The organism is Patulibacter ginsengiterrae (assembly GCF_056269115.1).
On sequence record NZ_JBWDOG010000001.1, the window covers coordinates 107243 to 131205 of the forward strand.

At 70.4% G+C, this 23963-nt stretch carries 19 protein-coding genes, 2 tRNA genes and 1 pseudogene; 17 read left to right on the forward strand and 5 right to left on the reverse strand.

Annotation, left to right across the window (positions count from 1 at the left end):
- Nucleotides 1-15: 15 nt before the first annotated feature.
- Nucleotides 16-891, reverse strand: coding sequence for a LysR family transcriptional regulator (locus tag ACVUH9_RS00475; RefSeq protein ID WP_475752862.1), 876 nt, complete (start codon nucleotides 889-891; stop codon nucleotides 16-18).
- A 111-nt stretch (nucleotides 892-1002) separates the two neighbouring features.
- On the opposite strand from ACVUH9_RS00475, the pseudogene ACVUH9_RS00480 reads away from it, so the two are divergent.
- A pseudogene (locus ACVUH9_RS00480) lies at nucleotides 1003-1748 on the forward strand (SDR family oxidoreductase).
- 69 nt (nucleotides 1749-1817) lie between these two features.
- Here the strand turns inward: ACVUH9_RS00480 and thrS are convergent.
- On the reverse strand, nucleotides 1818-3797 hold the full coding sequence (gene thrS, locus ACVUH9_RS00485; protein WP_475752863.1) for a threonine--tRNA ligase: 1980 nt from the start codon (nucleotides 3795-3797) through the stop codon (nucleotides 1818-1820).
- Nucleotides 3798-3878: 81 nt separating this feature from the next.
- Here thrS and ACVUH9_RS00490 point away from each other — a divergent pair, with 81 nt between their 5' ends.
- On the forward strand, nucleotides 3879-4961 hold the full coding sequence (locus tag ACVUH9_RS00490; protein WP_475752864.1) for an aminotransferase class V-fold PLP-dependent enzyme: 1083 nt from the start codon (nucleotides 3879-3881) through the stop codon (nucleotides 4959-4961).
- Nucleotides 4962-5053: 92 nt separating this feature from the next.
- On the opposite strand, the gene ACVUH9_RS00495 is transcribed toward ACVUH9_RS00490, so the two are convergent.
- Nucleotides 5054-5767 carry a hypothetical protein gene (locus ACVUH9_RS00495; RefSeq protein ID WP_475752866.1) on the reverse strand — a complete coding sequence of 238 codons (714 nt, stop codon included), beginning with the start codon at nucleotides 5765-5767 and terminating at the stop codon, nucleotides 5054-5056.
- Nucleotides 5768-5842: 75 nt separating this feature from the next.
- Between ACVUH9_RS00495 and ACVUH9_RS00500 the strand changes: the two genes are divergently transcribed.
- Complete coding sequence (locus ACVUH9_RS00500; protein WP_475752868.1) at nucleotides 5843-7267, forward strand: glycosyltransferase family 39 protein; 1425 nt, start codon at nucleotides 5843-5845, stop codon at nucleotides 7265-7267.
- Nucleotides 7268-7294: 27 nt separating this feature from the next.
- Here ACVUH9_RS00500 and ACVUH9_RS00505 read toward each other — a convergent pair.
- Nucleotides 7295-7365, reverse strand: a tRNA-Cys gene (locus ACVUH9_RS00505).
- A 116-nt stretch (nucleotides 7366-7481) separates the two neighbouring features.
- Between ACVUH9_RS00505 and ACVUH9_RS00510 the strand changes: the two genes are divergently transcribed.
- From ACVUH9_RS00510 to ACVUH9_RS00535, 6 genes are all read left to right on the forward strand, one after another.
- Nucleotides 7482-7555: transfer RNA gene (locus tag ACVUH9_RS00510), tRNA-Val, on the forward strand.
- 266 nt (nucleotides 7556-7821) lie between these two features.
- Nucleotides 7822-8109 (forward strand): hypothetical protein, encoded by a 288-nt coding sequence (locus ACVUH9_RS00515; protein WP_475752870.1) that lies wholly within the window; start codon nucleotides 7822-7824, stop codon nucleotides 8107-8109.
- Nucleotides 8058-8405, forward strand: coding sequence for a hypothetical protein (locus tag ACVUH9_RS00520; RefSeq protein WP_475752871.1), 348 nt, complete (start codon nucleotides 8058-8060; stop codon nucleotides 8403-8405). The genes ACVUH9_RS00515 and ACVUH9_RS00520 overlap by 52 nt, the downstream gene beginning before the upstream one ends.
- Nucleotides 8406-8769: 364 nt before the next feature.
- The gene (locus ACVUH9_RS00525) at nucleotides 8770-9993 is read left to right on the forward strand and encodes a hypothetical protein (protein ID WP_475752873.1); all 1224 of its coding nucleotides are present in this window, start codon (nucleotides 8770-8772) and stop codon (nucleotides 9991-9993) included.
- 21 nt (nucleotides 9994-10014) lie between these two features.
- Nucleotides 10015-11721: a hypothetical protein gene (locus tag ACVUH9_RS00530; RefSeq protein WP_475752875.1), complete on the forward strand. Its 1707-nt coding sequence runs from the start codon at nucleotides 10015-10017 to the stop codon at nucleotides 11719-11721.
- A 419-nt stretch (nucleotides 11722-12140) separates the two neighbouring features.
- Nucleotides 12141-14405: a penicillin-binding transpeptidase domain-containing protein gene (locus ACVUH9_RS00535; protein WP_475752877.1), complete on the forward strand. Its 2265-nt coding sequence runs from the start codon at nucleotides 12141-12143 to the stop codon at nucleotides 14403-14405.
- 322 nt (nucleotides 14406-14727) lie between these two features.
- Here ACVUH9_RS00535 and ACVUH9_RS00540 read toward each other — a convergent pair whose 3' ends face one another.
- Nucleotides 14728-15075, reverse strand: coding sequence for a hypothetical protein (locus ACVUH9_RS00540; RefSeq protein WP_475752879.1), 348 nt, complete (start codon nucleotides 15073-15075; stop codon nucleotides 14728-14730).
- A 149-nt stretch (nucleotides 15076-15224) separates the two neighbouring features.
- Here ACVUH9_RS00540 and ACVUH9_RS00545 point away from each other — a divergent pair, with 149 nt between their 5' ends.
- The 8 genes from ACVUH9_RS00545 (at nucleotide 15225) to ACVUH9_RS00580 (ending at nucleotide 23963) form a co-directional block, all read left to right on the forward strand.
- Complete coding sequence (locus tag ACVUH9_RS00545) at nucleotides 15225-15890, forward strand: hypothetical protein (RefSeq protein ID WP_475752881.1); 666 nt, start codon at nucleotides 15225-15227, stop codon at nucleotides 15888-15890.
- A 318-nt stretch (nucleotides 15891-16208) separates the two neighbouring features.
- Nucleotides 16209-16367 carry a hypothetical protein gene (locus tag ACVUH9_RS00550; protein ID WP_475752883.1) on the forward strand — a complete coding sequence of 53 codons (159 nt, stop codon included), beginning with the start codon at nucleotides 16209-16211 and terminating at the stop codon, nucleotides 16365-16367.
- 134 nt (nucleotides 16368-16501) lie between these two features.
- The gene (locus ACVUH9_RS00555) at nucleotides 16502-16951 is read left to right on the forward strand and encodes an ArsR/SmtB family transcription factor (RefSeq protein ID WP_475752885.1); all 450 of its coding nucleotides are present in this window, start codon (nucleotides 16502-16504) and stop codon (nucleotides 16949-16951) included.
- Between the two features lie 203 nt (nucleotides 16952-17154).
- On the forward strand, nucleotides 17155-18132 hold the full coding sequence (locus tag ACVUH9_RS00560; RefSeq protein ID WP_475752887.1) for a hypothetical protein: 978 nt from the start codon (nucleotides 17155-17157) through the stop codon (nucleotides 18130-18132).
- Complete coding sequence (locus ACVUH9_RS00565; RefSeq protein ID WP_475752889.1) at nucleotides 18129-18518, forward strand: hypothetical protein; 390 nt, start codon at nucleotides 18129-18131, stop codon at nucleotides 18516-18518. Before ACVUH9_RS00560 ends, ACVUH9_RS00565 begins: the two co-directional genes overlap by 4 nt.
- Entirely contained in the window at nucleotides 18515-19240 is a 726-nt protein-coding gene (locus ACVUH9_RS00570; RefSeq protein ID WP_475752891.1) for a hypothetical protein, read from the forward strand. Before ACVUH9_RS00565 ends, ACVUH9_RS00570 begins: the two co-directional genes overlap by 4 nt.
- The gene (locus ACVUH9_RS00575; RefSeq protein ID WP_475752893.1) at nucleotides 19237-21672 is read left to right on the forward strand and encodes an ATP-binding protein; all 2436 of its coding nucleotides are present in this window, start codon (nucleotides 19237-19239) and stop codon (nucleotides 21670-21672) included. The genes ACVUH9_RS00570 and ACVUH9_RS00575 overlap by 4 nt, the downstream gene beginning before the upstream one ends.
- Nucleotides 21669-23963: a hypothetical protein gene (locus ACVUH9_RS00580; protein WP_475752895.1), complete on the forward strand. Its 2295-nt coding sequence runs from the start codon at nucleotides 21669-21671 to the stop codon at nucleotides 23961-23963. Before ACVUH9_RS00575 ends, ACVUH9_RS00580 begins: the two co-directional genes overlap by 4 nt.

Here is a 23963-nt window from a genome sequence, read left to right on the forward strand (position 1 = left end):
CGGTTCGCGATCTCGTCAGCCTGGGACGCCCATCGCGGCGCGCACGCAGCGCACCGCCGGCGACGGCAGGCCCGCCGGCCACGACAGCAGCAGCGGCAGGCGGACGTCGTCCTCGACCGCGATCACCACCGTGCCCGCGACCGCGGGCGTCTCGACCGGCACCAGCGAGACGGCCTCGGCGTCGACCAGCTGCGTGAGCAACGCCGAGCCGCCCGTGACCCGCGCCTCGACCGGCTTCACGGTCGCGCCGGCCGCAGCGAACCGTTCCAGCAGCAGATCGGTGTAGGGCGTGCCCGGCGGGCTCGCGGTCAGCAGGCGCTCGCCGTCGAGCTCGGCCAAGCGAACCTTCTCCGCGCCCGCGAGTCGGTGGTCGGCCGGCAGGCAGACCGCCATCGGCGTCGGCCGCAGCTCGGCGCGGTCGAGGCCGGTCTCCCCCGCGCCCGCCGTCCGGCTCAGGACGATGTCGATCTCGCGGGCACGGAGGCCGCGTTCGAGGTCGCCGGGCCGCAGCTCGCGGAGCGCGACCGAGACGTCGGGCGCGCGCTCGCGAAGCGCGCGGACGACCTCCGCCTGGTCGATCGAGCCGACCGGCGGCGTGCACCCGATCCGAACCGTGCCGGTCAGCCCGCGGCCGACCTCGCTCGCCTCCGCGAAGGCCAGGTCGGCGCGCCGCAGCAGCTCGCGCCCCGACTCCAGCAGCGCCGCGCCGGCAGCGGTCACGCGGACCTCGCGCGTGGTCCGCTCCAGCAGCTCGACGCCGAGCTCGCGCTCCAGCTCGCGGACGGTCTTCGAGACCGACTGCTGCTTGAGGTGCAGCCGCTCGGCCGCCCGGGTGAAGCTCAGCTGCTCGGCGACGGCCACGAACGCCCGCAGCTGACGCAGGTCAGGCATCGACACCCTGCGGCGATGGCTCCACCACCGACGGGTGTTTCCGTTCCGACCCCACGGGCACGATCATCGCAGTGCCGCAGCGCCCGCGGCCCCGACCCCACGGAGACCAGCATGACCGCACCCGCCCCCACCGCCCGCACCGCCCTCGTCACCGGGGCCTCCCGCGGGATCGGGCGCGACGTGGCCCTCCGGCTCGCCGCCGATGGGTTCGCCGTCGTCGTCAACTACGCCGGCAGCCAGAGCGACGCGGAGGCGGTCGTCCGCACGGTCGTCGACGCCGGCGGGCAGGCGATCGCGGTCCAGGCCGACGTCGCCGACGAGCACGCCGTCGCCGCGCTCTTCGACCGCGCCGAGCAGGCCTTCGGCGGGATCGACGTCGTCGTCCACGCCGCCGGGCGGATGCACCTCGCCCCGCTCGCCGAGTTCGACCTCGACGCGTTCGACGCGCTCCACCGGACCAACGTCCGCGGGACCGTCGTCGTCGACCAGCAGGCCGTCCGGCGCCTGCGCTCTGGTGGCGCGCTGATCAACTTCTCCAGCTCGGTGGTCGGGCTCGCGTTCCCGACCTACGCCGCCTACGCGGCCAGCAAGGGCGCCGTCGAGGCGATGACGCTGGTCCTCGCGCGCGAGCTGCGCGGGCGCGACGTGACCGTCAACGCGGTCGCGCCCGGCCCGACCGCGACCGCGCTGTTCCTCGACGGCAAGGACGACGAGACGATCGCCCGACTCGCCGCCCAGCCGCCGCTGGAGCGCCTCGGCCAGCCGCAGGACATCGCCGCGGTCGTCTCGTTCCTCGCCGGCCCCGACGGCCGCTGGGTCACGGCCAGGTCGTGCGGGCCAACGGCGGGATCGTCTAGCCGCAGACGGACTACGAAGACGAGGCGCCCCCGCACGGGCCGCCTCGCACTTCGACGGGTCGTGCGGTCCTAGAGCGCGGTCCGCTCCCCGACCTTCGTCCCGAGCGTGGCGGCGATCTCGGTGACCGGCGTCGCCGGCTCCTCGCGTCCACCGTGGTGGCGCAGCGCCAGCGTCCCCTGCTCCAGCTCGAGGTCGCCGACGACCGCCATCAGCGGCGCCTTGGCCAGCTCGGTCTCGCGGATCTTGCGCCCGATCGACTCGTTGCGGTCGTCGATCACGACCCGCAGCCCGGCGGCGCGCATCTGCGTCGCGATCTCGTGGGCGAGGTCGCCGTGGCGCTCGGCGACGGTCAGCAGCGTCAGGTGCGCCGGCTGCAGCCAGAACGGCAGCTCGCCACCGGTGTGCTCGAGCAGGATCCCGATGAAGCGCTCGTACGAGCCGAGCAGCGCCCGGTGCAGCACGACCGGGCGGTGGTCGGTGTTGTCGGAGCCGGTGTAGGTGAGGTCGAAGCGCTCCGGCGCCTGGTAATCGATCTGGACCGTGCCGAGCTGCCACGAGCGGCCGAGCGAGTCGCGGAACTGGATGTCGATCTTCGGCCCGTAGAAGGCGCCGTCGCCCTCGTGGACCGTGTAGGGCAGCTGGTTGGCGTCGAGCGCGCGGCGGAGGTCGCCCTCGGCCTTGTCCCACATCTCGTCGGAGCCGAGCCGGTTGTCCGGACGGGTCGAGAGCTCGTAGCTGAAGTCCTCCTGCGCGAAGCCGAACAGGTCGTAGGTGTCCTGCGCGAACTTCAGGCAGGCGGTCACCTCGTCCTGGATCTGCTCCTCCATCACGAACAGGTGGGCGTCGTCCTGGCAGAACTGCCGGACCCGCATCAGCCCGTGGAGCGCACCGGACAGCTCGTTGCGGTGGAGCAGCCCCGGCTCGCTGAAGCGGACCGGCATGTCGCGCCAGCTCCAGCGGCTCTGGCGGTAGAGCTCGTAGTGGCCCGGGCAGTTCATGGGCTTGAAGCCCATGTTCGGCTCGATCACCTCGCCGGCCTCGGCGGCCGAGGCGACGTCGCCGGTCGCCGTCAGGAACATGTCGTCGCGGTACTTGTCCCAGTGCCCGGACGTCTTCCAGAGCGAGGCGTCGAACAGCTGCGGCGTCTTGACCTCGGTGTAGCCGCGGTCGTCGCCCATCTCGCGGCTGAGCGCGACCAGCTCGTTGAAGATCCGCGTGCCGCGCGGGGTCCAGAACGCCGAGCCCGGAGCGGCCTCGGTGAAGTGGTAGAGCCCGAGCTCCTTGCCGAGCTTGCGGTGGTCGCGCTGGCGGGCCAGCTCGAGCAGCTCGAGGTGCTTGTTCAGGTCCTTCTTCTTGAAGAAGGCCGTGCCGTAGATCCGGACCAGCTGCTGCCGCTCGGCGTCGCCGCGCCAGTAGGCCCCCGCCAGCGACTGGAGCTTGAAGGCCCCGATCCGCTTCGTGCCCGGACCGTGCGGGCCGCGGCAGAGGTCCGTGAACGGCCCGTTGGTGTAGAGCGAGACCGTCTCGACCGGCGCGTCGGCCGGCGCGTTCTTGACCAGGTCCTCGATCAGCTCGACCTTGTAGGGCTGGTCCTCGGCCTTGAACCGCTCGAGCGCCGTCTCGACCGAGACGTCCTCACGGAGGAAGGTCTCGTCGGCCGCGACGTGCTCGGCCATCTTGCCCTCGATCGCCTCGAAGTCGCCGTCGTTGAGGACGACGCCCTCCGGGAACTCGAAGTCGTAGTAGAAGCCGTGCTCGATCGGCGGGCCGATCGCGATCTTCGTGCCCGGGTAGAGATCGAGGATCGCCGCCGCCAGCACGTGGGCCGTGTCGTGGCGGATCAGCTCGAGCGCCTCGTCGGAGCGGTCGGTGATGATGCCGATCTGCGCGCCGTCGGGCAGCGGCGCCGCGAGGTCGCGTTGTTCGCCGTCGACGATGATCGCCAACGCGGCCCGCGCCAGGCCCGGCCCGATCGCGGCCGCAGCGTCGGTACCGGTCGCCCCGTCGGTGAGCTCGAGAACCTTGCCGTCGGGAAGCGTGACCTGCATAGCCGCGAAGGGTATGCGAGCGCCGGTCGCGGTGCCCGTCCGGTTGGACAAGGGGTTGACGACGGGTCGTATGCTCGACCGATGGACCCCGCCGAGCTCCGCGCCGAGTATCCCGTCCTGCGGGACGTGGCCTACCTCAACGCCGGCACCTGCGGTCCCCTCCCGCGGACGGCCGGGGCCGCGCTCGGCGGCGTGCTCCACCAGGCCGAGCAGCACGGTCGCGGCGCCCAGCACTTCGCGACCGTCAACCACGCCCAGCAGAACCGCCGGCAGCGCTACGCCAGGCTGCTCGGTGCCCGGCCCGAGGACGTCGCGCTGACGACCGCGACCACCGACGGGATGGCGCGGGTGCTCCAGGGCCTCGAGTGGCGGGCCGGCGACGAGATCCTGATCGCCGAGCAGGAGCACCCCGGGCTGCTCGGGCCGCTCGCGGCGCTCGTCCGCCGGCACGGCGTGGTCGTCCGCGCGGTCCCGCTGGAGCGGATCGTCGAAGCGGTCGGGGTCGACACGAAGCTGGTCGCGTGCTCGCACGTCCGCTGGACCGACGGCGCCGTCGCCCCGAGCGGGCTGGCCGAGCTGCGCGGCGAGGTTCCCGTCCTGCTCGACGGTGCTCAGGCGGCCGGGGCGATCGCGGTCGACGTCCACGCGCTCGGCTGCGCGTTCTACGCGGCCCCGGGCCAGAAGTGGCTGTGCGGTCCGATCGGCACCGGGATCCTCTGGATCGATCCGGCCTGGCAGGCGCGCCTGCAGCCCACGGCCCCCGGCTACCTGAACCTCTCCGAGCCCGGCGCCGGACTCGACGCCCGGCCGTGGCCGGACGCCCGCGCGCACGACGCGCTCGCCACCTCCGGCGAGGTCTCGGCCGCGGCGGTCGCCGCCTACGACGTGCTCGACGAGCACGGTTGGGACGCGGTCCTGGAGCGGGCGGCGACGATGGCCGCACGGCTCGCGGAACGACTCGGCGAGGCCGGCAGGACGGTCGCGCCGCGCGGCCGGACGACGCTCGTCTCGTGGCACGAGCAGGACCCGGTGGCGACCCGCGACCGGCTGGCCGCCGCCGGCGTGATCGTGCGCGACCTGCCCGGCACCGACCTGGTGCGGGCGTCGGTCGGGGCCTGGAACGACGAGCAGGACCTCGACCGGCTGCTCGCGGTCCTGGCCTGAGCCGCGGCCTCTGGCTCGGCCCGTGCGGTCCCCGCCGGGCCGCAGTGCCCGCCCCGCGCTGCCCTACCCGCGCGGGACGTCTACCCCGCGCGTTACTTCCGCGACTGGCGGTCGCGGTTCCCGCGGGGGCCGATGACCTTCGTCAGCTCGGCCGCGTAGGCCGCCCCGAGCACGCAGAGGATCGCGCCGATCGCGAACACGACGCCGATCGCGGCGTGGTTCTCGACCGAGGCGAGGAAGGAGAAGACGATCGCGAACGCGGCGAGGAAGAACGGCCGCGCGTTCTCGATCAGGTTGGTGGTGTGCTCGGCGATCTCGCGCACGTCGGTGTCGCGCAGGGCCTGGGCGGTCGCGCTGGCCGCCTGCGAGACCCGGTCGCCGACGACCTTCGCTCCCTCGGCGGTCCGCCCGGCAGCGGCGCGCCCGCGCGCGCGGGCGCTGTCCTTGTCACCCGCTCCGGGGTCGGCCTTGGCGCCGTCGGCCGGTCCCGGGCCCTTCGGCGGCTGCGCGCCGCCGCCCTCACCGGTGGTGGCGTCGCCCTTCGGCGCCGCGGAGCCAGCGGCAGCTGCCGGCGGCGTGTCCGTCGGGGCATTGGTCGCGGCGGCCGGGGCCCCCGACGGGCCGTCCGCCGGGCTCGAGGGCGCGGCGTCGCCGGCCGGCGCGTCGATCACGGAGCCGGCCGGAGTCACCGTCGGCGGCACCTCGGGGACGGCATCCGCAAGCCGCCCGCCGTTGCCCGCCCCGTTGGTGGCCGGAGTCACGCGGGTGGGTTCCTCGTCGCCTGCTGCCGTGGGATCGTCAGCCATGCCACCACGGTACCGCTCGCCGGTGACCGGGCCGCCGGCCCCTCGGGTCCAGGCGACCACGTATCGTGCGCCGCGATGCCGCGGCTACGTCAGATACCCCGGTCGGCCTGGCTCGCCCTGCTGCTGATCCTGCTCGTCGGCGGAGGAATCCGGGCGTACCAGGCCGGGAACCCGGTCGAACAGCAGTCGGCGGACGCCAAGTCGTACACCTCGATCGCCCAGAACCTCTCCCGCACGGGGACCTACACCGGGCGTACCTCCCGCGGGCCGGAGACGAAGAAGGCCCGCGAGAAGGCAGAGGTCCAGGCGCTCCACTGGCCGCCGGCGACGCCGTCCGTCTTCGCGCTCGCCTACGAGATCGCGCCCGGCGCACATCCAGCCGGCCCCGACGACCTCAACGTCCTGTACTGGACGCAGTTCCTGATCTCGACGCTGACGATCCTCGCCGCCTTCGCGCTCGGCTGTGCGCTGACCGGCGCCTGGACGGGGGTCGCCGCCGCGGCCGTGGTGGCGCTCTATCCCCCGTTGGCGTGGGGTCCGAGCACACTGCTGTCGGAGCCACTGGGCGCGCTGCTGGTGACCTGCGCGTTCACGGCCGCCGCGCTCGCCTGGCGGACCGGACGGCGCCCCTGGTGGGCGCTGACCGGGGCGCTCTTCGGCGGCGTGCTGCTGACCCGCACCGATCTGCTGTTCGTCCCGCTGCTCGTCGCGGCCCTGGCGCTGGTGGTGCTCGGCAACACCGTCGGCTGGAAGCGCGGGTTCCAGAGCGCCGCGCTGCTGGTCGCGACCTGCGTGGTCGTGGTGCTGCCGTGGACGATCTACGCGTCGAACAAGGCGGAGACCCTGGTCCCCGTCACCACCGGCGGCGGCTCGGCGCTGTTCGTCGGCACCTACCTGCCCGGCAACGGCTCGACCTTCGACATGAAGTTCGCGATGCGCGACGACGTGATCCGTCGCCACCCGTCGCTCGCCTCGCGGCCGTACACGCAGATCCCGGCGATCGTCGTGCTCGACGACGTGGTCGCCAAGTACCGGAAGAACGATCCGAAGCTCGAGCGCGACGCCGCGCTCTCGATCGCCGCCCGCCACAACATCCGCACCTACGCGCTCGGCCAGCCGGTCGCGTTCGCGAAGATGATGGCCTTCAAGGCCGGCAAGATGTGGTCGCGCTACGCCCGCGGCGGCGCGACCCCGACCAGCCCGATCTGGCTCGGCCTGCACCTGATGATCGTCGCCCTGGCCGGGTTCGGCCTGCTGTGGGGCGTCGTCCGGCGGCGCGATCCGGCGATCGCCTCGATCCTGCTCGGCGTGACCGCCGCCACCGGCGTGCACACCCTCGCGGTCGCCCACGGGCGCTACAACCTGCCGCTGATGCCGATCCTGATCGTCGGCGGCCTGGCCGGCTGGACGCTGCTCCTGCGCGAGTGGCGCGAGGCCCGCAGTCGGCGCGAGACGTCGCTGCCGGACGGGACCGTACCCGCCGCGACCCCCGGTCTCTGAAGACCGGGGATCGTGCGGGTCACCTAGAGGCACCGACCGGAATCGAACCGGTGTGGACGGCTTTGCAGGCCGCTGCGTAGCCACTCCGCCACGGTGCCCAGGGGCACGCAATGTACCGACTTCGGGCCGCTTCGTGTGGCGACGACACCCGGACGTCACGTTCTCGATCTCGCTGCTAACCTCCAGCATCGCTTGGGAGCGCCCCGAGCAACCAGCGCGATTAGCTCAGTTGGTTAGAGCGCACGCTTGACATGCGTGAGGTCACAAGTTCGAGTCTTGTATCGCGCACCTCAGAAAGGCCCCGCAAATCGCGGGGCCTTTCGCTTTCTACGGGCCCGTAGGAAGCGAGCGCCTACGTGCCAGTAGCGGTCTCGTGGCCTTTTCGTGGCCTAAACCCACCTAGTTCGGCTTCCGATTGACCGCGAAAGCCGCGCCCGAAGGCCTTGGCTTCCCGATTCGGGCCAGCTAGTTTCGATGGCTACTGACAACGCCAAGAGTGCCCCAGGCGACGCTAGAGACGTCCCTGGGGCTGGCACGAGAGGCAAGGACCTCCCATGCACGACCAGCCTACCTGCGGACGAGTGCTGTCCCCCGTCGAATTGGAGGCCCAGCACGAGAACGACGTGTTGCGGCATCTGTTCGACGCCTACCCCGCGGTGTTCAGCCTCGACGAGTTGGTGTCGGAGCTCACCCCGCCGGGCACGAGAGCCGCGAGCCAGCGCGACAGCTTCATGACCGCGATCCAAGACCTGACGGCGCGCGGCCTGTTGCATCAGCACGCGTCGTTCGTGTGGCCGACGCGCGCGGCGCGGGCCGCGCTTGTCCTGACGACGGCGGGGTGATCCTGATGCACGATCAGTCCACGCTGAGCCAGGCGGAGCTCGACGACCAGTTGCAGATGGCGGTGATGATCCACCTGTTGCTCGCCTACCCGGCACCGTTCACCCTCGACGAGATCGTGACGGCGTTCCAAGAGCCGTTCGATCCGTCGTTCCTGGAGACCGACGCGATCCGTCGCGCCGTTCGCGACCTGGCGTGCGCGGGGTTGGTGCACGAGCGCGACGGGTCCGTCCTGCCGACGCGAGCCGCGTCGCGACTCAGTGAGCTGGCCGGATTGGTAGTCACATCTGACTACTGAGCAAATGTGACTACGTTGCTCAAGGCGCGCGCTGCGGCGCAGTCCGCGGCGCGCGTCCGGCCGATGCCGGAGAGAAGGTAGTCGCCGCCAAAGCCCCGTTGGTTGCAGGGCATCGGGCTTCCTTCCGAGGGCGGGTAGGCAAGGTTGACTACCCGCCACCCGCGACTGCTCGCCGTATGGACGATCCGTCGAGCACGCCAGGCGAGGGATGCTGACGGAGTTGTCAGGGGCGTATGGGCCGGGGATACTCGGGGAGATCGGTATGTCTGATCACCGGGAAGTCCCCCTTGCGTTCCGGACCGGCGTCGCTTTGGAGCCGGGAGTGCGTGCTGCTCGTGAGCGGGCTGGCCTCAAGCAGCACGAAGTGGCCGAGCGGATGAACGTCTCGATCCACACGTTCCGGCGGTGGGACCAGGATCGCAATCGGCCCTCGCGTCCTGAGCAGATGCAGCTGCTCGCCGCGGTGCTCAAGACGCAGATCGAGACGATCTGGCCGGCGACGGACGACCCACTCGTCGCGGAGGCGCTGCGACACGAGCGCCAGCGCGCCGCATCGCCGCGCCACGAGCCACCGCAACGTTCAACGGGTACGAGGCTCCCGGCCGCGGCTGAACCCGTCGAGATCCTGACCGAGAAGCCCTCCACGGCTTCGTTGGAGGAGACCGCGTCGGAGCCTTCCGCGGACACCGAACCCCGAGCGGTGCCGAGCGTCGAGGACCCCGAGCCGATGTCCGGCCTCGAGGGCCTTCCGCCGTGGCCAGACGATGACTTTGCCTTCGGGCCACCGATCGAACAGCCATCGGGCGATCCGGTGACGTCGAACTCGGCTGTTCCGACCGGCGGGCCAGAGCGCGAACGTGTGGGCGAAGGCACGGGCGGCGCGATCACGTTGCGCGCGGCCCGTCCGCCGACGGGTGGGCACCTAAAACGCGTGGCGATGGCTCTCGGGGCTGCGCTGGCGATCGGTGGTGCGGGCATGGTCGCCGCGAGCGCGCTCGGTGAACGATCCGACGACGGCAGACCCTCGACGCCGCCAACAGCGCAGCAGGTCGAGGAATGGAAGCGGGCCGACGCACGAGCCCGCAACCTGGCGGTGATGCGGGCGACAGCCGATCGCGGCGACTACAACGCGGCGATCGTGTTGGCGCTTCAGCTCGGCGATTCCGCTGCCGCATCGGGCTATCGCGAGGCCGCAGCGCGACTGTTGGTCGGCCGCGCGGAGAAGGCCGCCCGCCGTGGCGACCTGCCGTTGGCGCGTTCGCGGCTGCGCAGGGCGAAGCGGCGCTACGGCACGACGCCGGGCGCGAGTGCAGTCGAGGCACGGATCCGCGCCGTCGAACGTCAGCGCACGAAGCGTGCGCAGCAACAGCGGGGGGCCGCTCGGCGAGCCGCCGCAGCACAGGCTGCGCAACCACCGGCCGAGAGCTCGACCCGATCCAGCGATTCGTCCGCACCGAGTACGGCTACGCCTTCGCAGTCCGCCACGCCTCAGTCGTCGGGAACGGCGTCGTCAGGCTCGTCCTCGGCGAAGCGCTCTGGCGGCGGGAGCAGCGAATCCGAGAAGACCGTTGATCCGGGGATTTTCTGAGATGGGGAGCGTGATCGTCCGGTGAGCATCGTTCGAGTTGCCGTGCTGTGCGGGCTCGTCGGGGTGGGCTGGCTTGCCGGCGCCCCGGGGGCGCAGGCAGGCGACTACGTCGTGAAGTACTGCCAGTTCGGGCAGGTACTACAGGACTGGCAGCCGTACCGAGACGCGCCGGGGTCGTTGACGGAAAATTGCGCCGCGGGCCCCGGACGCCTGACCGCGACGCTGGAACCGAGCAACGCATCGGGGAACTCGCGCGTGGAATGGATGCTGCGGTGGCCCTCGGGCATCCGGCCGATCCATTTGCGGGTCCAGGCGAACCGCGTGCTGAACGCGGGCACGGGGGCCGCCGAGGGCGGCATCAACCCCTACGGGTTGTGTCGGACCAGCGACGCGGGCGACCCTTGCCCGTCGGGGCAGACGACGTCGGTCACGGTTGATCGAGCGGTATCGGAGGCAGCCGGCGACCCCGGACAGCGGTTCTCGATCGGCGTGAACTGCGCCGGCTCGCTGCTGACCCTCTGCGAGAACGCCTCGGGGACGGTCGAGGCGATGTTGCTTGAGGTCACCTGGAGGGACGTGCAGCCGCCTACCGGGACGGCGACGGTCGACGAGCTGGTGGCGTCCTCGTCCGGCGCGCCGGTGCGCGGCAGCCGATCGGTCGAGTACCGGGCGACGGACGGTGACGGGTCGGGGGTGCGGCGTGTCGAGTCCAGAGTCGACGGCCGAGCGGTCGCCGTGTCGCCCGAGCAGTGTGGCCCGCCCTATGCGTCGATGCGAGCGTGCCCGGCCGGCGCGATCGGCCGGTTGACCGTCGACACGGCGCAGGTCGACGACGGGACCCACCGCTTGGAGATCATCGCGATCGACGTCGGCGGCAACGAGAGTGTCCTCGCGAGCACGACGATCGTGACGCAGAACCGTGAGCAGGTCGGCCCGAGTTCCGATCCCGCGCTGCGCGGCAACTCCAACGGCACCTACGAGGCGGACGACGCCCGTTTGACGGCGTGGTGGCCGGCAACCGGGAAGGCACGGTCGAAGAGTCGAACGGTGCAGCGGCGGTGCAAGCGCTCGGCGCGCTACCGGCGGGCGCACCAGGTCGCCTGTCGAGGTCGGGCGCCAGGGAGCTCGTTGCGAGCCGGGTACAGCGCGCGGAAGTCGAACGTGATCCGGGGCCGGTTGGTTGCCCCGGCGGGTCGTGGCGTGGCCGGGGCGACGCTGCATTTGGCGGCGACGCCGACCGCGACCGGTGCCACCCCGCGCGTGGTGGCGACGGTGAGCACGGATGGGACGGGCCGGTTCTCGGCGCAGGTGCCGGTGGCATCGGGGTCGGCGTCCTACAGCGTTCAGTGGCGCGCACGCTCGCGCGACACGCTGCCCGCCGCAACGGCTGAGCTTCGACGGAGGGTCAAGGCGTCGACGACCCTCTCGATCAAGCCGCGGCCGATCGTCTACCGCGGCCAACGTCTCGAGTTCACCGGACGGCTGCTTGGCCGGACCGGTACGCGGCAGGGAACGGCAATCGCGATCCAGGCCAACGCGGGCACGACCTGGCGCGCCGTGACCACCGTCCGAGCGCGCGCGAACGGACGGTGGTCGGCGATCTACCGGATCCCGCAACAGCTCCGCGGGCGATACCGGATGCGCGCGGTGGTGAAGCCGTCGGCGGGCTATCCGTACGCGACGGGGAGCAGCGGACAACGGCGCGTGATTGTCCGGGCCGGCCGCTGAGAATCCGCCTCTCCCCCATCTTGGTGCAGACCGAAGCCCAGCACGCGGGCCGCAGCAAGCGGCACCGTCCGCCCCGGTGAGCGGGGTACCTATTAGCCAACTCCGACGGTTCGAGGACATCGCCGGGGCGACGGCAGCTTTGCTCGGCCCATCGCCGTGCAGGGCCGCAACCGCCCGGGAGCCTGGTGATTGCTGGCAGGCAGGCACTCGCGCGGCCCGCCGCCATGTCGACTACGGCGCCCGCCGCCGACCCCCGGTGATCGGCTGGAGTCGGCGGCGCGCGGCTTGATGCGTTAGCGAGGAACGAGGGCGTGATGCCAAGACGGAGCGTCTAAGGGCGAAAGGTTCGTTGCGTGTTTGTCGCGCAACGGGCGTACTCTCGGCCACGTGTGTGGCTCTGACTTTGCCAGGAATACGTCGTGCCGCGTCTGGGCGGACGGGCGGGCGGCGCCGTGAACCGTCGCTCCGGCGCCGAGTCACCGCAGCTGGCGATTCGCGTTGCAGCCTTCGCGCTGATTGCCCTGGGCGTCTTCGCGGTGCTGTTCCTGCGGCTGTGGTTTCTGCAGATCCTTCAAGGTGACCAGTTCCTAGCGCAGGCTGACAACAATCGTGCCCGCGTGGTTCGAGTCGAGGCCCCGCGCGGGTCGATCATCGACCGCAACGGCAGCGATGGTCGCGGAACGCTCGTCGACAACCGCGTTGCCACCGTCGTCACGTTGGAGGCGAAGTCGATCCCGCCGGCGGACGTCGCGACGATCAACGGCTGGGGCCAGCGGCGAGGCCGCTTCGACCTCGCAGAGGAGCGGCTCGCTGCCCAACTGATGGCGCCGACAAGCGGCGCGCAGCGTAGGCGATTCGAGCGACAGACCGAGGGGCAACGGGTTCGTCGCGAACGACGTGCCACTCGTGAGGCCGCGCGACGGATGCGTAGTCGCCGCCCGGCGGCACTTTCGGTCAGCCGCGACGCGTCACCGGCGCTGCGGATCAAGTTGGAACAGATGAGTCGGCCGCTGCGAACTTCGACGAGGACGCTCTACCGGCGGGTGGTGGCCAGCGTGGTGCAGGTTCCCTACGCAAGCGTGCCGCTGAAGTCCAAGGGTGTCAACGCCGGCATCCGGAACTACTTCCTCGAGCACCCGGCCAAGTTCCCCGGTGTGACCGTCGCCCGCCAGTACCCGCGCCAGTATCCCCAGGGCTCGATGATGGCGCAGGTCCTTGGGCAAGTCGGCCAGATCAACGAAGCGGAGCTGAAGGAGAAGCGGTACCGCGGGCTTCAACAGGGGCAGCGGATCGGTAAGAGCGGACTGGAGTACGAGTACGACAACTATCTGCGCGGTCGAGATGGTGAGCAGCGGATCGAGGTGGACTCGTCGAATGCCCCGACGGGCAAGGTCACCGAACGTCAGGCTGCGGACGGAGACCGATTGCGGCTGACGATCGACACTGGCCTTGTCAAGGTGGCTCAGGCCGGGCTCAAGGGGGAGATCGGCCAGCGGATCGACCAGAAGACCCACAGGCGCGCCGGTGGCGCGGTCGCGGCGATCGACCCGCGAAACGGTGAGGTCTTGGCTTTGGCCTCTTACCCGTCGCTGGACCCTGCGGTTTTCAACCAAATCAGTGCCCGTCGCTTCCGGCGGCTGACGAGCGCGCAGAACGGTGCGCCCCTGGTCGACAGAGCGATCGACTCCGTCTATCCAGCTGCCTCGACCTTCAAGTTGGTGACGGCTTCCGCTGGTTTGGCTTCTGGCGTGATCACACCGACGTCGTTGCAGGGTGGCGGGTCCTGCGCGTCGTTCGGGCATCCGCCGACGACCTACTGCAATGCCGGGCACGCCGATCATGGCGACCAGAACGTCTCCCAGGCGCTGACGGTGTCTTCCGACACCTTCTTCTACGACGTTGGCTGGAAGGTCTTCCCGCTCCCTGGGTCGCCACTGCAGGCGTGGGCGCGGCACTACGGCTTCCAGCGCCGAACGGGAATTGACCTTCCCGGTGAGGCGGCCGGTGTCGTTCCTGATCAAAAGTGGCGAGAAGGGCGCGATGTTGCCGAGCGCAACTGTCGCAAGCGCGAGAAACGCGCCAACTGTCACCTGGTCGCCGAACTCGGTGGCAGCTATCGTCGCGGCGACAACGTCAACCTCGCGGTCGGCCAGGGTGATCTCCAGATCACGCCGCTCCAGCTGGCTGTGGCCTATTCAGGGCTCTACGACAACGGTCCAGTTCGTCCGGACCTTCGCTTCCCAACCCCGCACCTGGCGATGCGCGTTGAGCAGCCCAACGGCGCGCTGCTTCAGTCCTTCGAGACGACTCGACCGCGCGTCGTTCGCTTGGCTGCCCCGTTCAAGCAGGCGATCAAGCAAGGTCTGGGGGGCGTCACCGTCGACGGCACCGCCGCGTCGGTCTTTCAGGGCTGGGATCAGGGTCGGTACCCGATCCTCGGCAAGACCGGCACAGCGGAGCGCTGCGACCGCGCGGGCGGCACGACCTGCCCTGAACAGGCCTGGTTCGTGGGAATGGTGCAGGACCCGGAGCGGCCGATCGCGGTTGTAGCCACGATCGAGGATGGCGGCTACGGCTCAAGCTCCGCGGCTCCGATCGTCTGCCGCATGCTGCGCACCTGGTACCGGCAATCACCGAGCAGCGTGCCGTGCCGCGGTGACGCCAGCGCCGGGAAGGTCGACTAGCCGACGAGAGTCATGCTGTCGCCCGAAGGGCTGAGGCTAGGGGCGAACAATCGCCCTGGGCTAGGAGCCTGGACGTGTGCGGTTGCTCTGGCATCGCTCAGGTGCGTCAGTAGCAGCGTGATCAGCGCTCGAAAACATCGCCACCCAGACTGGAAACTCTGCTAACGTAGGCGTCAGTAAAGCCCACCGCGTGAGGGCTGCGTACGTCCCGCTGCGCAGGTGCAGCACGTCCCAGGAGTGAAGTTCGTGAAGATCTCTAGAGGCCTGTCCTCTGTTTCGTTGATCCGCGTCTGCCCGCTTGATGAAGCGAGCCGTCTATCCGTCAAGGCGCGAACGACGCATAGCTATGTGTCGTCTGCGTGTAGATATGACGGGCCAAAATGGGAGACGTACGCGTAATGATCAGCTTTAAGGATGTTGGAAGGACTGCGCTGGCGGTCTTGGCCGTGGGCGGGTTGACGGCAGGAATAGCGGCGTCCAGCGCTTCCACTGCGTCGGCTTGGGGGTGTGATGTGGCAAGTGGCGTCCGTTGCTCCAGTTCTGGGTACAACGGATGGACCCGGGTGATCGCCAGCATGAGCGCTACCTCAAGTGAGGTCTGCACAAAGATGGAAACCCAGGCGGGCTCCCAGCGCACGGTGACGGGCGGTAGTGCCTGCTCGTACAACACGAGGGGTAACATGGCGTGCTTCGGGAACGGTCCTGCTGCGAACGCCTACGTCTACTGGGGAGGCGCCGGGACCGTCCGGCACATCGACGGAAGCGCCGCGATTACGGGATGCGAGTGAATAGACCATGACCATTAGTAAGGGAATGAATATGAGCCGGACACGTACCGTCATCGTGGCTTCCGTTGCCGCTGTGGTCGCTGGCGCCGGAGGGCTTGCCGTAGCCCAGGGCTCGGGAGACCCGTCGAGCGCTGCCCCGAACGAGGCAGCGCTCGCGCCCGCGCCGAATGCCGCGCGGCCGGACGCGACGCACGATCCGATCGCGGTGCTGGCAGACACGGCGGCGGCTGCTGCTCCTGGCGTCTCGGCGACCAGCGTTGCGGCAGCAACAATGAAGAGCAACCAGAAAATGATGGAGCAGGTGAACGCGGACGGTTCCGGCTCGCTTCCCCACAGCAAGATCGTGTATGCCGCTCAGGATCGCCAGGTGATCGCATTCTGGGGCGAGGACGACGTTTGTCTGCGCATTCGCGTCGGGCCTAACGGCGCCGGAGGCGGTGGCTTCTGCTCGACCCTCAACACGGCCAACGATCCGGCAACGCCGATGTACTCGGCGCCGGCTGAGGGCCAGGACGGCCCGGTCGTCTTGCTGGCGCCCGACGGCGTGCAGCGAGTCCAGGTGACCGGAACCTCCGGTGCGACGGTCGATGTGCCGATCGCCAACAGCATCGCGGTCGCTGACGTGAAGAGCATGAAGGAGATCAGCTGGACCACCGCGTCCGGGAAGACCTACAGCCGGGCCGCGTCCCGGCCGTAAGGGCCGGCCCGCACCGGCCCCCTCCCCTTTCGTTCGGGGAGGGGGCCGGTGCGGGCTCGGAGACGGGCGTCGCATCGGTGCCCGGTAGCACGAACTCCGCAGTAGAGCGGTCGTGAGGCGCTATGCCATTTGTTCTACGGCGAGGTTCGGTTGGTGAGGCGAATGGTCCGGACTACCTCCCGGCTTTTCGCGAATGCCTCGTCCATCGGAACTTCGCGAGGCCTCCGGCCAGGCCTGCCTGGGAGTGAATCATGTACGTGCTGAAGACCCGGCTGTCATTGGACGACGGATACGCGGTGCGGACACGATGGGGCGGCCTTGCCGCTCGCGTTCGTCGGGGCCCGCGCGCAGCCGCGTACCCGCAAAACCGACCTCTTGATCGCGGCCATGGCCCAAGTGCACGACGCGACGTTGCTAACGCACAACGTCGTCGACGTCCGCGTCGTGCGCGTGTTGCACCTTTCCGATATCGCCTGAACCGATCGGCCTGCCACGGTCTATTTCGCCGGATGATTAGTAGTCACATCTGACCAGTAGTCACATGTGGTCGTTGATTCCGATCCTATCGGGAGATAGGACAAGGGCATGGTTCAGGCGATGGGAGGTGTGGCATGGTGACGATGGAATCGGCGTCGACGACGCCCGCGCAAACGGCCCGGCATACGGTGCGCCGGGGCGACGGAGCAGCCTCGGGAGCGGGCGGACGCCTGCGCGCAATCGCGTCGACGGAGGTGCTGGAGATCGTGCAGCTGCGGTTGCGCGTGATCGGCGAGCCGACACGGGTGCAGATCATGGTGTTGCTGGACGAGCGCGGTGACGCGACGGTTCAGGAGTTGGTCGACCGAATGCCCGGTGTAGTCACGCATCAGAACGTCTCACGGCACCTGCGCGTGCTCTACGAAGCGGGCATGCTGCGGCGCGAGCGCGAGGGGCACAGCATCCGCTACGGGCTGGCCGACTGGACCTCGCTCTGGCTCTTGGAGCAGGTCGCCGCCAGCGTCGAGGAACACCTCGACGCCCAGCGCTCGCTGCTGACCCGAGGAACAACCGGATCGACGTAGGCGCGCGCTCGGCACAAACGAGCGGTGGGCGACGGGCCCGGCCAGACGGCCGGGCCCGTTCTTTGCCACCAAGAATTCAAGATGGCTTGATCACTTGTTCATTTGTGTAAGCCGCGACTTGTAGACCTCTAGAGCTGCCCCGGTTACAAACCCACCACTGAGACATCAGCCCGCCGGGCTGACTGATCGTCAAAGGGGTGGCAATGCGTTGGCTTGATGCGTTTTCTGATGGTGCCCATGGAGGCCGTCCGCGGCTCTTGGCCCAGAGCACCCTGGCCGACGCCGCCCGGGACGGGCGAGGCGACGAGCCGCCGCCGGATCAGCGCGCGGCCCAAGGCCGCCGGGGCGGCAACGGCTTGGCGTCGGTCGGCCGGGTCGCGCTCTGGGCGTTCGTCGGCCTGGTGCTGGTCCGCGGGCTGGGGACGATCCTCGGCGGAAGCGATGGGGCCGACCGCGGCTCCCTCTCTGCTGCACAGGGTTCGCGGTTCCCCGACGACGAAGCCCGTGCGTTCGCGCTGCGCTTCACCCACGCCTTCCTCGGCGGGACGTCGCAACGCTCGGACGGGTACCGACGGGCGGTTGCGTCGTTCTTCGCCGAGGACGTGCGCGATCAGACGGCGGCGCTGCTGCCGTCGCGCGGGCCGGGAGCGAAGGTCGCGTGGGCAACGGTGGCCCGAGAGTCCGCCCTGGGCCGGTTTCGCGCGCTGATCACGGTCGCCGCTGCGTCGGACGGGGTGGTCCGCTATCTGAGCGTGCCGATCGCCCGCGACCGCGCGGGAGGCCTCGTGGTCACCGATCTGCCCGCACTGAGTGCACCGCCCCCTGTGGGCGCGGTCGACGTGCCCGAGCCGGTGACGTTGCCCGACGCGCAGGCACGACCGATCACCGACCTGGTCACGCGCTTTCTCACCGCCTACGTCGGTGGCGGTGACCGAGCGGCGCTGGGGTACTTCCTCGCCCCGGGCACGCGATTGGTGCAGATGGCGGCGGGCCTGGACGTGGTCGCGGTGGAACAGATCGCCCGCGACCCCCGGCCCGTCGGCGACGGGCTCGCCGTCGTCGCGTTGGTCCGCGCCCATGACCGTGCAAGCGGCGCGGAGTTCGTCTTGCGCTACCGCCTCGCGGTGATCAGGCGGGAGCGGTGGTACGTGCGCGCCGTCGCGGGAGGGCCGAGCTCGTGAGCCGCCGCAAGACCCCTCACACGGCTCCGGGCGCGGGCACCGACGCGCAGATCGTCAAGTCGAAGCACCGTCGAGGCGTGAGCGGCCGGGTGGTCGTGGCGCTCGCGTTCCTGGTCTCGATCGGGGTGCTGCTGGTGCTCGCCCCGGGGGCGCTCGCGGCGTCGGGGAACGACGTGGCGAAGAACCTCGGGGATCTGCTGCGTGGCTACGCGGCGCAGTTCTACGGCGGGGTGATCGCGATCGTCTCGCTGATCTTCTTGATCAACCGGCGCTACGTCGAGTTGATGTCGTTCCTGATCGCGGCCGTGGTGGTCGGCTGGATGGTGTTCTCACCCGACGCGATCGCCAAGGCCGCCCGGGCGATCGGACGGCAGGTCCTCGGATGAGCGCCCCGGGCTCTCAGCGTGGCGTGGTCCGCTCCTATCAGCGGATCTTCAGGCCGGACAGGCGGATTTACCAGGTCGAGGGGCGCCGGATCCCTATCCCGGGCGGCGTCCCCTTGGTCTGGCTCGGATACGCGACGGCGGCCCTGCTTGCCGTGTTGCTGCTCGGCACGCGGTCGCCGATGCTCGGCGTACTGCTGGCCGTCGCCTCAGCGCTCGCCGTGAGCGCGGCGGGCGATCGGCGGCTCGCGCTCGTGGCTGGCGCCGTGGTCTTCGCGACGGCGCAGGTGGCCGGGTTGCTGTTGGGCGTGGTGGATTGGCCGCTGCGGCTGGTGGTGCTGCCCGGCCTGGTGGCGACGCTGGGCATGCAGGCGACCCCGGACGGGCGCCCGGCGCATCGCTATGCGCTCTCGTGGCTGTGGTTGCAGGTGCGTCCGCCGCGGCGGTGGCTCGGTCGCGCACTTCCGGTCCACGAACGCGGACGCCTCGATCTCCGGGTCGGGGTCTCACCCGACCACCGCGCCCCCTGGTTGCGCCGTGGGCGGATCACCGGTCCGGCGACGATCGCCCCGGCTATCCCGCTCGCGTTGGTGATCGGCCGGGGGCCATTCGCTCACCGGCGGGCAGCGCTGGAACCGTCGGCGTGCTCGCCGCGCCGCGGTCGGCGTGTCCTGGCCGGTCCGCTGGCGTTGCAGGACGGGGAGCGCTTGGAGGTGCGGCCGTGAGTTGGCCGGTGCCGTTGCGCTACGCCCGCCAGAACGTCCTGTTGGGACCGGGTGGCGAGGCCGCCGCGCTCTACCGCCTGTCGACCGTCGCGTACCCGTTTCTTCCGGCCGGGGAGAAATGGCGGTGGTTGAAGACGTTGGAGCGGTTGGCGACCGTGGTCGGAGCAGACTTCACGGTGCACCGCGTCACCCGCGCCTACCCGGCCGAGCGCTACCGGGACCGAACCCGCAAGCTGCTGGACCCGGACGGCCAGGACCCGGCGGCCTTCGATGCGTTCCTGCGGCGGCACGAACAGCGGCTGCGGTCGCTCAACGCGTTCTGGCCTGAGGTGTACCTGACCGTTGCGCTGGGATCTCCTGAGGACGGCCGGATCGGGGCGACCATGGCCGATCAGCTCGGCCGCGCTCGGCGTCGCCTCGAAGACCTCGCGGGCGTCGGCAGAACGCAGCCGATCCCGGACCGCGAGCTCCGCTCGTTGGCGACCGTCGAGCAGCGGACATTCGAACAGGTGGCGGCCGTGATCGGCTGCCGCCGCGCCTCCACGAAGGAGCTCGAATGGCTGCTACGCCGCAGCGTCCTACGGGGCCTCGATGAACCCGTCGTAGACGGCAGGTGGCAGCCCGACGCGTTGATGATCCGCACCGACGCCGGGCGAGTCGCCTACGAGCCGCTGGGTGCCGACATCACGGCGACGATCGCCGCGCCGCTGACCGAGCCGCGCACCGGCCCGGCCCGGCTGGTGCTGGAGACCGACCAGGGCGACTCTCACCAGACGTTCCTCACTGCCGGGGCTCTGGCAGACGAGGCGGAATTCCCTGGTCCGGTCGCCGAGTTGCTGTTCACGCCGCTGGAATCGGCGGGGTTCGAGGTCGACGCGCTGCTGCGTGCCCGTTGGGTCGGGAACCGTCGCGCGTTGGCGCAGGTGCGCAAGCGGATCGTCGACGTCGAACAGGTCTACCGCGAACAGGCGGAAGGTTCGGCGTACGGGCCGGGGCTGGTGCCGGAAGAAGACCGGCAGTTGGCTCGCGAGTACGAAGCGATCCTCCAAGGCTCGACGCATCCTCCGATGCTCGAAGCGTCGATCTCTCTCGCCGTCGGGGCGGCGAGCGCCGAGGAGTTGGAGCAGCGGGTCGCCACGCTGCGTGACCAGTTCGGACAGGTCCGCCTGCATCGCCCGAGGGGGTTGCAGGAGGCGCTGTTCTTGGACCACCTGCCACAACCCGGCGGGGGCATCGTCCGCGACTACGCGGCGCAACTGACGGTCGAGCAGTTCGGGGCGTTGATGCCGATCGGCTGCGACCGGTTGGGCGCGGATCACGGCATCTACCTCGGCACGACGCCGGCCCGACGCCCGGTGACCTACGACCCGACCGCGCCCTCGCGCGAGTCCCGGGCGTCCGCGGTCTTGTTGGCGGGCACGCTCGGGTCGGGGAAGACCGTGGCGGCACAGGTGATCGCCTACGCGGCCGAGCGGCGCGGCTCAACGATCGTCGATCTGGACCCCAAGCCCGATCACGGCCTGCACCGCATCCCCGCTCTCGAGGACCGGATCCACGTGCTGGAACTCTCGGCGGACCCTGAGCACCGCGGGAAGCTCGATCCGCTCCGCATCGGGCTCCCGGATCTACGGGAGGAGCTGGCGTGCTCGTACTACTTGGATCTGCTGCGGGATCCGGCGCCGTCGTGGGAGCACCAGATCCAACGCGCCGTCCGCGACGTGGTCGCCCGGGGCGCCGGTTCGTCGCTTGCGGTGATCGACCAGCTGCGGACCGTTGACCGGCCGGCGGCGAAGGACGCCGCGGATGCGCTGGAGGTCGCCTGCGACTTCGGGCTCGCGCGCCTGGGCTTCGCCGTCGACCAGCCCGGCGACGCGGACCCGGAGGCGGTGGCGCCGGTGACGACGATCCGCACCCCGGGCCTGACCCTTCCCGATCCCCGTGCCTCGCGGGAGACGTATACGCGCGCTGAGCGGATCTCGGTGGCGACCCTCTCGTTGGTCGCCGCCTACGCGCTGCGGTTGGTATCCGGCGATCGGTCGCGGCACAAGGTGGTGCTCTTGGACGAGGCGTGGTTCTTGCTGGCGTCCACGCAAGGCCGGTCGTTGGTCAACCGGCTCGTTCGGCTCGGCCGGGCCAACAACGCGACCGTGCTCCTGGCCACGCAGCGGCTGGAAGACCTCGGCGATCTCTCCGAGCTCGTCGGCACCTACTTCGTGTTCGGGCAGGAGAGCGACGCGGAATCCGCGCGTGCCCTGCGGCTGCTCGGGCTCGATCCGGACGACCAGGCGTTGGTCGCTCGCGTCCGCGGACTTCGACGCGGCCGCTGCTTGATGCGTGACTTGGACGGACGGGTCGGCGAGCTGCAAGTCGACGTCGACCCGCAGCTCCTCACCGCGCTGGACACGACCCCGAACCGCAGGAACCGATCGTGAGCGCCACGGGGAACAACCGCCGCCGCGGCGTGATCGCCGCGGCCGTGAGGCGCCGGTCGGTTCGGTGGGCGCTCGTGATCATCGGCGGCGCGGTCGCCTTGGTGCTGCTGGCGCGTCCGGCCGCGATCGGCGGCGACCTGCTCTCCAACGTCGGACCGGCGTCGCAGCTTCAGGACGGGGCCCTGATGGATGCCCACCCGCTCGGTCACTACGTCCTCGACCACCATTTCTCGGCCGTCAAAGCCGGCGTCTTGTCCGGGGTTGACGTGTCGGGAATCCCCCCGACGATCGCGTGGTTTCTCAGTAACACGCTGTGGCAGTTGACCGCCTTCATCGCGCACGCGCTGATCACGCTCTTCACGTTCGCCTTCTCGCTCGACTTGGTCAACGGGTCCGGCGCGACCGGGGGCGCAAGCGCATTGGAGCCGGTGTCGCGGGCGGTGCGGTCGATCTACCAGCAGACGTTCGGTGAGCCATGGCTGATCGTGTCGGTACTGCTGGCGGGGCTGTGGGCGATCTACAACGCGCTGGTTCGCCGCCGCTACGTCGAGACCGCCGGATCGTTGGCGGTCTCCGTCGTCTACGTCGTGATCGCCCTCGCGTTCGTGACCCAGCCGGAACGCACGATCGGCGCCGCCTCGGCCTGGTCCAACGCGATGTCCGGCGCGTTCCTCTCGCTCACGTCGCAGGGCTCGCTGGCCGACCAGGGACGCGCCAAGCAGGGCGCGGCCGACCAGCTCTTCACGCTGCTGGTCTACGAGCCGTGGACGGTCCTGCAGTTCGGCGGCCGCGAGCACTGCGTCCGGTCAACGGGTGCCGATCGATCGCAGTCGGTGCCAGTCCGACCGCTCTCCACCGACCCGGCTCGTGAAGGCACGTTGTCGCGGCGGTTGCAGCGCACCGACGGCGTCACCGCCGACGGCAAGGTCTGCGTCAGCGACCGCAACAAGCACGCCCCACGCTTCCTGCGGTTCGGGTCGGGGTCGGATGAGCGGGACAAGCTCTACGACGCGCTCAAGGACGGCGACAAGGACAAGCTGGACGACGACGATCCCGCCAAGCGCGACGCGAGCTACCGCCTCGGCCCCGCCGACAAACCGGCAGCGGAGGCGATGGGCAAAGGCTCGCAGTACGAGCGGCTGCTGATGGCGATCGTCGTGTTCGCCGGAGAGCTCGGGATCTTCTTGCTGCTCGGCGCGCTCTCGGTCGCGGTGATCCTCGCCCAGGTTCTCGTCCTGCTGCTCCTGGCGTTCTCACCGGTCGCGTTGGTCGTTGGGGTCTTTCCCGGCCGGGGCCACCAATTCTTCGTGGGCTGGCTGTCGCGTCTGGTCGGGTTCGTAGTGCGCAAAGCGATCTACAGCCTGATCCTGGCCGTGCTGTTGGCGGTCGGCGCGGCGATCAACGAGGCCACCTCGAGCCTGGGATGGCTGATGGCGTTCGGACTGCAAGCCGCCTTCTACTGGTCGGTCTTCCTGTTCCGACACCAGCTCGCGGGACAACTCGCTCTGGCTACCACCGGCACAAAGAGCGGGCCCGATAGTCAGGCGGTCCGGTTGGCCTCGCTCTACGCCGTCGCCCGGATCGCCCGTCGCTCCCTGCCCGGAAGCAGCGGCTTCCCGGCCCGGCGCGGTCGTGCTGCCGGACCGACATCGGGACCGAGCGACCCGCCCGACGACACCCCGCCCCCTCCAGACGCAGACGAACCAGGCGCGCCGCCGAACAGCCCGCCACCCAACCGCCCGGCCACCGACGCCGCGCCGCCACGCCGCGCCGGTGCCAAGAACCCGCCGAACGACCGGGCCCGGACCACCCCGCCGTCCGTCGATACGCCCCCGGACGCTTCCGCGGAGCGGACGTCATCGAATCCCATTGCGGGCGCGCGAACCGCTGGCGACGCCCCGCGTAGCGGCGGATCGGCGGACCGGACGTCAAGGGCACCGGATGCCGCTGCGTCCTCGCATGGGACAGCCGCCCCCAACCGGCAAAACCCGTCGACGCGCCGCGAGGGGCGAGGACGAACGGACGGCTCACCCGCGACACGCAAGCCCGGCGCTGCGGCGCCGCCCTCGTCCGCGACCGGTCGGGACTCGGTCCCGATCGCTCAGCCGGCAAGCGTTCGCCCCACACCGAACGACGCTGCGCCGCATCCCGAGCGCGCTGCTCCCGAGGCCGGCAACCCATTGGAGCGCGAACTCCAGGGTGACACGAAGCGATTGCACCAGTCCGCACCGCGCACCTCGCCTCGGAGCGACATGGCCAAGCACGTGACCGATTCGGAGGCGACCGGATGA

Excerpts from the sequence above, each read along its gene's own strand:
- ACVUH9_RS00475 (WP_475752862.1), bottom strand. The coding sequence starts at position 891 with ATGCCTGACCTGCGTCAGCTGCGGGCGTTCGTGGCCGTCGCCGAGCAG.
- thrS (WP_475752863.1), bottom strand. The coding sequence starts at position 3,797 with ATGCAGGTCACGCTTCCCGACGGCAAGGTTCTCGAGCTCACCGACGGG.
- ACVUH9_RS00490 (WP_475752864.1), top strand. The coding sequence starts at position 3,879 with ATGGACCCCGCCGAGCTCCGCGCCGAGTATCCCGTCCTGCGGGACGTG.
- ACVUH9_RS00495 (WP_475752866.1), bottom strand. The coding sequence starts at position 5,767 with ATGGCTGACGATCCCACGGCAGCAGGCGACGAGGAACCCACCCGCGTG.
- ACVUH9_RS00500 (WP_475752868.1), top strand. The coding sequence starts at position 5,843 with ATGCCGCGGCTACGTCAGATACCCCGGTCGGCCTGGCTCGCCCTGCTG.
- ACVUH9_RS00515 (WP_475752870.1), top strand. The coding sequence starts at position 7,822 with ATGCACGACCAGCCTACCTGCGGACGAGTGCTGTCCCCCGTCGAATTG.
- ACVUH9_RS00545 (WP_475752881.1), top strand. The coding sequence starts at position 15,225 with ATGAGCCGGACACGTACCGTCATCGTGGCTTCCGTTGCCGCTGTGGTC.
- ACVUH9_RS00555 (WP_475752885.1), top strand. The coding sequence starts at position 16,502 with ATGGTGACGATGGAATCGGCGTCGACGACGCCCGCGCAAACGGCCCGG.
- ACVUH9_RS00560 (WP_475752887.1), top strand. The coding sequence starts at position 17,155 with ATGCGTTGGCTTGATGCGTTTTCTGATGGTGCCCATGGAGGCCGTCCG.
- ACVUH9_RS00570 (WP_475752891.1), top strand. The coding sequence starts at position 18,515 with ATGAGCGCCCCGGGCTCTCAGCGTGGCGTGGTCCGCTCCTATCAGCGG.